The organism is Paenibacillus sp. 598K (assembly GCF_003851045.1).
In the GTDB taxonomy this organism is placed as follows: Bacteria; Bacillota; Bacilli; order Paenibacillales; family Paenibacillaceae; genus Paenibacillus_D.
On sequence record NZ_BFBX01000032.1, the window covers coordinates 363 to 10,098 of the forward strand.

8 protein-coding genes are annotated in these 9,736 nt (G+C 56.1%); 6 read left to right on the forward strand and 2 right to left on the reverse strand.

Going from position 1 to position 9,736, the window contains the following annotated elements; translation table 11 throughout:
* Nucleotides 1–266 precede the first annotated feature (266 nt).
* The 3 genes from PA598K_RS11320 to PA598K_RS11330 all read left to right on the forward strand — a co-directional run bounded on the left by PA598K_RS11320 (nucleotide 267) and on the right by PA598K_RS11330 (nucleotide 5,122).
* Nucleotides 267–1,535: a hypothetical protein gene (locus tag PA598K_RS11320; protein WP_128657062.1), complete on the forward strand. Its 1,269-nt coding sequence runs from the start codon at nucleotides 267–269 to the stop codon at nucleotides 1,533–1,535.
* A 41-nt stretch (nucleotides 1,536–1,576) separates the two neighbouring features.
* Nucleotides 1,577–4,840, forward strand: a complete 3,264-nt coding sequence (locus PA598K_RS11325; RefSeq protein WP_185601844.1) for a discoidin domain-containing protein — start codon at nucleotides 1,577–1,579, stop codon at nucleotides 4,838–4,840.
* Nucleotides 4,841–4,924: 84 nt separating this feature from the next.
* Nucleotides 4,925–5,122: a hypothetical protein gene (locus tag PA598K_RS11330; protein WP_128657064.1), complete on the forward strand. Its 198-nt coding sequence runs from the start codon at nucleotides 4,925–4,927 to the stop codon at nucleotides 5,120–5,122.
* A 112-nt stretch (nucleotides 5,123–5,234) separates the two neighbouring features.
* Here PA598K_RS11330 and PA598K_RS11335 read toward each other — a convergent pair whose 3' ends face one another.
* Both PA598K_RS11335 and PA598K_RS11340 read right to left on the reverse strand, forming a co-directional pair.
* Complete coding sequence (locus PA598K_RS11335) at nucleotides 5,235–6,413, reverse strand: hypothetical protein (RefSeq protein ID WP_128657065.1); 1,179 nt, start codon at nucleotides 6,411–6,413, stop codon at nucleotides 5,235–5,237.
* 49 nt (nucleotides 6,414–6,462) lie between these two features.
* Nucleotides 6,463–6,777 carry a YfjL-like protein gene (locus tag PA598K_RS11340; RefSeq protein WP_128657066.1) on the reverse strand — a complete coding sequence of 105 codons (315 nt, stop codon included), beginning with the start codon at nucleotides 6,775–6,777 and terminating at the stop codon, nucleotides 6,463–6,465.
* A gap of 259 nt (nucleotides 6,778–7,036) precedes the next feature.
* Between PA598K_RS11340 and cysT the strand changes: the two genes are divergently transcribed.
* Genes cysT through PA598K_RS11355 form a run of 3 tightly spaced genes read left to right on the forward strand, consistent with a single transcriptional unit; the run spans nucleotide 7,037 to nucleotide 9,711 of the window.
* Complete coding sequence (cysT, locus tag PA598K_RS11345) at nucleotides 7,037–7,852, forward strand: sulfate ABC transporter permease subunit CysT (protein ID WP_128657067.1); 816 nt, start codon at nucleotides 7,037–7,039, stop codon at nucleotides 7,850–7,852.
* Complete coding sequence (locus PA598K_RS11350) at nucleotides 7,849–8,643, forward strand: sulfate ABC transporter permease subunit (RefSeq protein WP_128657068.1); 795 nt, start codon at nucleotides 7,849–7,851, stop codon at nucleotides 8,641–8,643. Before cysT ends, PA598K_RS11350 begins: the two co-directional genes overlap by 4 nt.
* A 3-nt stretch (nucleotides 8,644–8,646) precedes the next feature.
* Nucleotides 8,647–9,711, forward strand: coding sequence for a sulfate/molybdate ABC transporter ATP-binding protein (locus PA598K_RS11355; protein WP_128657069.1), 1,065 nt, complete (start codon nucleotides 8,647–8,649; stop codon nucleotides 9,709–9,711).
* Nucleotides 9,712–9,736 lie beyond the last annotated feature (25 nt).

A 9,736-nucleotide genomic window follows, 5' to 3' on the forward strand; every position in this document is an offset into this window, starting at 1 on the left:
GACTTGTGCGAAAAATCGCACCGAAAGTGGCCCCGGGTCCCCGATTGGTCCAGACTTGTGCGAAAGATCGCACAAAAGTGACATCACGGCCCCGATTGGTCAGGACTTGTGCGAAAGATCGCACAAAAGCAATGACCGCATTGGCAGCGTCCTGGCCATGATATGTACGAAAATCGCCCACTTTGGGCGCTCGGCGGCTTCCTGGTCTATAGATACCAAGCAGCCGTATCATCCTGAGGGCATCCTGAACAAAGGAGGGAAACAACATGCGCACCACCTCAGCAACTCTCTCGAGACGCGGCACGCCGCTGTTAATGCTGACAGCTGCTCTACTCGTCGGTATAAGCGTGGTAATGAGCGGCTGCGGCGCACTGGCAGGTGATGCAATCCCGGCTAACAATACCGCGACGACAAGCACTGGAGCCTCTCCAGGCTCTCCAGACGAGACGGTGGTTGCCACGGTAGACGGCGATCCCGTCATAGCGGCGGAGCTGGCGCACTTCGCGGGGATGCGACGCGCAGCGCTGATCGATGCGTACGCCTCGGCGTACGGTGCGGAGTACGACGAGTTCTTTTGGAACCGCTCGTACGCGGGGCAGACCCCGCTCCAGACCTTGCGGGAGCAGGCGCTGAAGGATGCAGTGCGGATGAAGGTAGAGCTTCGGCAGGCTTATCAACATGACATTATTGAAAGCGCTCTATATACAGACCTACTCGCTCTGATGGCGCAGGAGAACAAACGACGGGAAGCGGCCGTCGCCAAGGGCGAGCCGATCTACGGTCCAGTGCGCTTCGAAGCGGACGGCTTCATCGACTTCTACCGGAGCAAGATCCGCACTACGCTGCGCGAAGAGCTCGCACGAGAAGAACTGGCGCCGACGGAAGCGGAGCTGCGTGCCTACTATGAGCAGGAAGTGCCGGATCTGATGCCGGTGGAGGATCGCATCGTTTATGATCTTTATACCGTGTCGTATCGAGAATCTGGGGAACCCGGGAAGTCCGAGGACGGCAGCGAGCAAGAGCGGCGCGATGCCGCCCTTCGTACGGCCGAGGCGATCCGCACACAGCTTGAGGAGGGGATCGGACAGGAGGGCGCGCACAAAGCGACATCTGATGGAGCAGCTGAATTGGAGCGCACCCAGGCCGAAGCAGACTTAATCGGCACCCCAGACCCCGTGGCACTGCCAGACAGCTCGCCAGCGCCAAGCGTCGTCTACGAGCCGGGGCTCGTGCTCGACGAGCGGTCGGCCTCGCGGATGTTCCGGTCCGCGCATGCGCTCTATACTGCACTTCGTGAAAGCGCTGTCCGAGGCGGCGCGCCGCAGGTTGTCGACGATGCCTCGGAGGGGCGTTATGTCGTCGTGCACATCCAGTCACGAGAGGCAGGCAATCGACCGGATTTCGAGGAGGTGCGGGATCAGGTGCGCAAGCTGCATCTCGAAGCAGCTTATGAGCGGTACATCGATGACCACGCGAACAACGCTCGAGTCGAGCGACTGCCAGCGCTGGAGCAACTGAAACTGGGCGTATTATGACCAAGCCCATCCAACATTCAAGTATCCAAGGAGGTACATATATGAACAGATCGAGGATGTCGAACGCAAACCGATTGATCCGTATAGTGCTGGCGTTCGTGCTGCTGGCAGGAGCGGGCTTGCCCTTCTGGCAGCCAGAGCAGGCAGAGGCGGCAGAGGTGCTAGAGGAGGCAGGCGTCGTCTATTATGTCGATGCGCTGGCTGGCGACGACGCGAGCAGCGGCACCAGCGAGGCGACGGCCTGGCGCAGTCTGAACAAGGTCAACGCGACGACCTTTGCCCCGGGCGACACGATCCGCTTCAAGGCGGGCGGCGTTTGGAAAGGGACGCTGCATCCCAAGGGCTCTGGCATCGAGGGCAGTCCGATCCGGATCGACCGCTACGGCGACGGTCCGAAGCCGCTGATTGCTGGCGACGGCGCATCGACGGCGGTGTACTTTTACAGTCAGGAGTACTGGGAGGTTCGCAACCTCGAGATTACGAACTACGCTGCGACGGGCGGCGAGCGGCGCGGCATCCATGTCGCAGGCAATAGCGGCGGCTGGAACAACCCGAAGGTATACCGCCACTTCGTCTTCGAGTACCTCGACATCCATAGCGTCAAGGGCAGTCTGGCGATGGACTATGCCCACAACGGCGGCATTATCATCTGGGACCCGAGCTGGAACTATGTCGTCACCGATGTGACGATCCAGCACAACAAGATCTATTCGCTGGACAGCGTCGGGATCTACCTGAACGGCGGCAGCCGACCCTATTCCTTCAATAACAAGGTCTCGGACAACGTTATCTACGACATCGGCGGCGACGGTGCCTTCGTGCTCAATACGACGAACGGCCTGATCGAGCGCAACGTCGTCTATGATACGCACAAGCGGTCGACCAGCTACCATGTGCCGCTCTGGTTTTTTGAGTCCAAGGATTCGATCATCCAGTACAACGAGGTGTTCAACACGCACCCCGGCGGCGATGCGATGGCCTACGACTCCGACTACAAGAGCGAAGGCACGATCATCCAGTACAACTACAGCCACAACAATGCGGGCGGGATGTCGCTGGCAGTTAATGACGGCACGCAGGCGGCCAACTACAATCGCGATACGATCATCCGCTACAACATCAGCCAGAGCGATCTCGGCGCAGTGTTTAACTTTAGCGGCACGCCGGAAAATACGCACATCTACAACAACACCGTCTACATCCCGCCGAACTCAACGACGAAGGTCGTGGACACGCTGAACTGGGGCGGCTGGGCCAAAAATCAGACGTATACGAACAATATTATCATCAATCACGGCAGCGGCGGCTACAACCTCGGCTCCAGTACGGGCAATGTTTTCGACAACAATCTGTTCTACGGCAATCATCCGCAAAATGTGCTCAGCATGGATGCGAACAAAATCGTCGCCGACCCGATGCTGGTTGCGCCAGGCACTGGACGGATCGGTCGCGATACGCTGGCCGGTTATCAACTCCTCGAGGGCTCGCCTGCGATCGGCACGGGCAAGCAGATCGCGAACAACGGCGGTCTGGACTTCTTCGGGAATCCGGTGCCCGCTGCAGGGCAGCCGAATATCGGCGCCTACGAGGGGCCGGGTGTCCCGGCAGGCACCGTGCCGCCCGGCGCGGAGATCGTCAATCTGCTCGTCAATCCAGGCTTCGAGGACGGCTTCGCCGGATGGGGCAATACGTATGGCGGCGCAGCAGTCGTCGAGACCGACGTCCGCACAGGCGAGCGCGCAGCCAGGCTGACGAATGCCGTCTCGGGCATCGAGCAGACGATCGCGCTCAAGCCTAATACGATCTACAAGCTGTCCGGCTACGCCGCCAGCACGAACAGCGGGCGGGTGCTGCTCGGCGTCAAAAACCATGGCCAAGCCGCCAAGGATGTGGCATTCGGCACGGGATCGACGTATGCCGGGCGCGAGGTCGTCTTCACGACCGGACCGGCTGCGTCAGGGGCTGTCATCTACCTCTACAAGCAGGATGCGGCCGGGGCGGTGACGATCGACGATCTATTGCTGTACGAATATGGTCAGATCGAGCCGCCAGCGACGCCTCCGGAGCTGGAGCCGGAGCCGCTGCCAGGCAAGCAGAATCTGTCGTTGCTCGCTGACGTGGCGGCCAGCTCCGCCAATCCGCTCTACCCGGCTACGCTGGCGGTTGACGGCTCCAAGGATACCAACAGCCGCTGGATCACCGCTACCGGCACGCAGGCGCCGCACTGGCTGGAGCTGACGTGGCCGCAGAGCTACGATATCGATCGGGTGCGGCTGTGGAGCGGCGCCGGGGCGGGCACGACGAACTGGCAGATCCGCGATTTTCAGATCCAGTACTGGGAGGATGGCGTCTGGAAGGAAGCGGCGGCGGTCACCAACAATCCGATGGATGCTCGCATCAACCAGTTCAACGACCTGACCTTCCCGGTCATCCATACCGACAAGCTGCGTCTGTACGTTACGAACGGCACCGTCAGTCCGCAGACCAATGATAACCACGCCCGCGTATTCGAGCTGGAGGTATGGGAGCATGATCCCGATCCGCAAGAGCCGGAGATCACGCCAGTCTATGTCCATGCGATCCAGCTCATGCCGGAGCATCGAATCTCGCAGCTCGACGCGGGGCAGTCGCTGACGATCACAGCCCAAGTGCTGCCGCTCAACGCCGACAATACAGCGGTCGATTGGCGGGTGGAGGCGGCGGACGGTCAGCCGTCTGCGCTGGCCTCGATCGATGCCAATGGCGTATTGACAGCGCTGGATCCAGGTCACGTCACGATCATCGCCGAGGCGCAGGATGGCTCGGGCGTCACGGGGCGAGCGGAAATGGAGATCACGACACCGCCAGCGTTGCCCAACATCGCCCCGCTAGCGACGGTGACGGCGAGCTCCAGTCATGAGAGCGGCAGCTTCCCGCCAACCTATGCGATTAATGGCAACCGACATACAGCAGCCGACCGCTGGGTGAGCGGCGCAGACGGCCCGCACTGGCTGGAGCTGGCTTGGGATGAAGCCTATGAGGTTACTGGGGCTCGTCTGTGGAGCGGTCAGAGCGATGCCAAGGGGATGCAGCTTGCCGACTTCGAGCTCCAGGCGTGGGACGGTACAGCCTGGAGCACTGTGGCTACGGTTAGCGGCAACGAGGCCGACAACTATTATGGACAGTTCACGGAGCTGGCGTGGCAGCCCGTGACGACCGAGCGGCTGCGGTTGCATGTCACGAAGGGCAATGCAAGCGCCGATGGTCGCGTCCGACTATTCGAGCTGGAGGTGTATGGCGGCGAGCCTGGCGGCAACGGCTCGTAGCCTGAGCCGCAGCCGACAGCGCTGCCCGCGCCTGCCGTCAATGGCTCTGAGGCAGCTTATGCGGGGCAAGCAGCAACGATTGAGGTGAGCGCGGCAGCGGGTACGACGGCGTATAGCACAATCAATGCCGTCGTTGTCTACGATCCTACGGTGCTGACCTTCGCGACGGAGACAGGCAGTGACGGCATGACGATGCTCACCGATGAGGCGATCTCTGTCTCCCGTCCAGGGGTAGCGGTGCTCGGCGTTGCCGCCAAGACGGAGTCCGTTCCGAGGGGCTAAATAATTGAATTTATTAAAAAGAGGCTGATCGACTGTGGCGTTAAGATGTCCACTCGAATCAGCCTCTATGTAAAATGCCTATCTTCCATTTTTGACTTAATAATTGTCTCGTTTACGACTGCTTATAAGAAACAAACATGAAACCATTTTGGTTGTCTATCCAGGAATAATAAATTGTAGAGGTGTTATTAATACCATTGTCCGGATCTTTAACTCCAAATTGAAAAGCCCCTCCCGAGGTTCTATACGCATTACCTGTCTGCCAATGCCAATATACATCGGCATCAATCCAAGGGAACCACGATAATTGATCCCACATTACCAGTGGTGGTCTAGAGCTTACAATTCTATCTTTGAATTTATCCATAGCACCGGAAGAGTCAGCGTCTACTGATGTTGAAGTCCACCCGGTCATATACATATTCAACAGTGTTGGAACCAAGAAGCTCATATTACCAGAGGATGTGCCCATAAAGTTAGAACTCAAAAAGTTATAATAGCCGTTAATCATTTGAGGAAAAGAATAATTAAAATGCGATACGTCATGGACATTGTAGCCAAGACTTGAGAGATATTGAATTGCCATTGCTAAAGAAGTAGGACCGCAAGCGCTTTTTGGATGATCTACCCCCTCTAGACGTTGGTAAATGCGAGTAACATCCAACCAACCAGCTGATGGATAAGAAGAAACGCTCATTACCTTGTTATCAGACAACTGATTCCATAGGGAAGGCGCATTTTCATTGCGATTAAAGGTTAATTGATCCATCAAGGTTTTCTTATCTATTGTTGTTTGATTGCGTTGATTTTTTTCAAGGTCTGAAAGCATGTCATTTAATTGATTGATTAAGATATCGGCATTTTGGGCAAAGGTAAAATTCTTGCCGCTGAAGTAATATATTTTTAAGGTTTTATCCCGTTTCTCAAAATCTTCATGTGGCGAAGCGCTGTATTGTAAAATAGGAGTTATATCAGATCTCGCACCAGTAATGTAATACCCCACATTAGTCCCTTTTGAGTTCATTAATTTAAAGTAGTATCCGATTACCGACTCGGTAATATCGTACAATTCAGAGGAAAAAACGACATCAACTTCTTTCCATAGATCAAAAAATTCATGCTCTGGAGTCAAGGTTGAGATGTCATTTTCAACAACTTGTTTTGCTTGCTCGATGGATATAATATCTTTGTCTCCTCTGTTTTCTGTAAGCGCTTCGTTTTCTGCAAATGCAAAGGAAGGGATAAGAAACGCAACAATTACGATGAATGTAACGACTCGTTTTAACAACACACTTCACTCTCCTAACAAATGTATAAAGAAATTAAACGGTAGGAACATGTCAATCATTATTGTAAAAAATCTTTTTTTCGAGCTCATAGGCATCATTAATTTCTTTCGTAATGTTGTTTTGCCCCACATAAAAACGGAGCTTAGGCTCGTTTTCAGGAGTTGCTTTGGAATGATAAGTTCTGTGCATGATATCAAATGTAATTTTTTCAACGTTAAATTTTTCGTTGTATCTTTCTTCTAAGAATTGTTCGAATTCTCCTTTCAACGTGTAGTATTTTAAGGGATTCCCAAAAAAAACGAAGATAATGAAGCTCACAAATAGAATGAAAGAGATGATCCAAATCAAACTTTTAATTCTCCGCATAAATAGCCCACCATTCGAATGGAGTTTTTGAACTATACCTCCTTATGTTTCCATTTTAAAGTAAAAATGTGATGTCGTATATAGGATAAAGGTTTCAAGATTCAAGCCCCTCCCAACAAGGCCCATCCCCCGCAAATTGTCATTGACTGGACGGCCCACATTCTGCTAAAGTATTAATACCTACCGAATTAATAGGAATTAAGGCATTGCCTATATCAGGTTGATCGGACATACCGAAGGTCTGGGAGGGTTATCTACGTTGAATTTGAGGTTGCGCAGCCGCTGGTGGAGCTTTGGGTTCCGCAGCACCGTCATGCTTTATTTTATTATCCTAATCGTCCTACCCATCATCGGCGTCTACGGTCAGTCCTTCTCGCTTGGCTGGCAGCCCTTCTGGGAGAGCGTCAGCGATCCCCTGGCCTGGAAAGCCGTCCTGCTGACGATCCGTCTGGCGCTCATCGCGGCGTTGATCAATATCGCGGTCGGCACAATGATCGGCTGGGTGCTGATTCGCTACTCCTTCTGGGGACGCCGCCTGCTGAACAGTCTCGTCGATCTGCCGTTCGCGCTGCCGACCGCCGTCGGCGGTCTGATGATCCTGCTGCTGCTCGGACCAAACAGTCTGGCGGGCGATGTGGCCGGGTGGTTCGGCATCGAGATCGTCTTCCATGAGCCGGCGATCGTGATCGCGATGGTGTTCGTCACCTTCCCGTTCGTCATCCGGGCGGTGCAGCCGCTGCTCGAGGAGATGGATCGCTCCGAGGAAGAGGCAGCGTACACGCTGGGCGCATCGAAGGCCAAGACTTTCTTTCAGATTATCTTGCCGACGATGACGCCGGGCATCCTGAGCGGCGGCATGCTCGCTTTCTCGCGAGCGCTCGCCGAGTTCGGCGCCGTTGTCCTGATCGCGGGCAATATCCCGGGCCGGACGCTGGTCGCTTCGGTCTATATCTTCGGCGAGGTCGAGAGCGACAACCCGCAGGGAGCCGCAGCCGTCTCGATCGTGCTGCTGACCTTGTCCTTCCTGATCTTGTGGATCGTTAATGTGATCCAGTCGAGGAGGGCGGGCGCATGAAGAGACTATGGATTACACTGACCTATGCCGTCTTTACGATTCTGATCATCATCCCGCTAGTGCGCATCTTCATCGGCTCGTGGGAGGAAGGCTTCGGCGGTTTCATAGATGCGCTGCGTCGTCCGCAGTCGCTGCATGCGCTGTACATGACCGGCCTGATCGTCGTTACCGTTACCTTCATTAATACGTTGTTCGGCGTTATGCTCGCGCTGTACCTCGTCCGTGCGACGTGGCTGGGCAAGAGACTGCGGCAGTTGCTCAACAGCATCGTCGATCTGCCGTTCGCGGTGTCGCCGGTCATCGGCGGTCTGATGATCGTGCTGCTGCTCGGACCGAATACGATCATCGGCAGCTTCTTCGGGGATCTGGGCTTCAAGGTCGTCTACGCCTTGCCGGGGATGATCCTGGCGACGCTGTTCGTCACCTTCCCGCTCATGATCCGCGAGGTGATGCCGGTGCTGCAGGAGATCGGCACGCAGCAGGAGGAGGCCGCCTCGACGCTCGGGGCTTATCCGTTCTATACATTCTGGAAAGTGACCTGGCCGTCGATTCGCTGGGGCGTTATCTACGGCGTCGTGCTGACGGTGGCGCGCTCGATGGGCGAGTTTGGCGCGGTGCTGGTCGTCTCCGGCAATATTATGAACAAGACGCAGACGGCGACGACGCTGGTATACCAGGATGTAGAGAACTTCAACGTCCTGGCCGCCAACAGCGTAGCGCTGGTGTTGGCCGCCGTATCGATCGGATTATTGCTGTTGATGGAGTGGGCCAAGAAACGAAAGGAGCACTAAGCCATGCATATTGAGGTCACGCAGCTTAACAAGCATTTCGGTGATTTTCACGCCGTCCGGGACGTCAGCTTTACGATCGAGAAAGGACGGCTGATCGGTCTGCTCGGCCCGAGCGGCGGCGGCAAAACGTCCATCCTGCGCATGCTAGCCGGACTGGAGACGCCGTCCTCCGGCGATATCGTCTTCCACGGCAAGCGGGTCAACGATCTGCCACCGCAGGAGCGGGGGATCGGGTTCGTCTTCCAGAACTACGCGCTGTTCAAGCATATGACCGTGTATGACAATATCGCCTTCGGACTGAAGGTAAAGAAGCAGTCGAAGGAGCAGATCCGCGACCGGGTCATGACGCTTGTCGAGCTGACCGGGCTGAAGGGCTTCGAGCACCGGCTGCCGCATCAGCTCTCCGGCGGTCAGCGACAGCGGGTCGCATTTGCCCGGGCGCTGGCGCCGGAGCCGCAGCTGCTGCTGCTCGACGAGCCGTTCGCGGCGATCGATGCGAAGATCCGTCAGGAGCTGCGGACTTGGCTCAAGGAGATGATCGAGCGGCTCGGCATTACGTCGATCTTCGTCACGCATGACCAGGACGAAGCGATCGAGGTCGCCGACGAGATCATGATCATCAACAAAGGCCGTCTGGAGCAGAAGGGCTCGCCGTGGGATATCTACAAAAGCCCGCAAACCCAGTTCGTGGCCAGCTTCATCGGCGAATCGACGATCGTCAGCGATGTGTCAAAGCTCAAGGGCTTCGAGTCGGCGGCGGACCGCGAAGGCGTAAAGGCGCTGATCCGTCCCGAGTATATCGAGATCGGCAAGCCGCATGAGTTCCGCATCGTGTCGGCAACGGAGCCTGGTCGCATCAAGCAGCTGCATTTTCGCGGCAGCGAGTGGATGGTCGAGGTCGTCGTCGGCGATACGACGCTGATCACCTACCGTTCGCTCGAGAAGGATATCCTGCATCCGGGCGACGAGGTCAATGTGCTCGTCCATCGCGCCTACTTGTTCAAGGACGAGGAGAGCTGGATCATGGAGAACCGGCTCAAGGAAGACCCGATGCCGATCCATATCTAAAGGTGTGTCTGAAAACCCGCTCAGG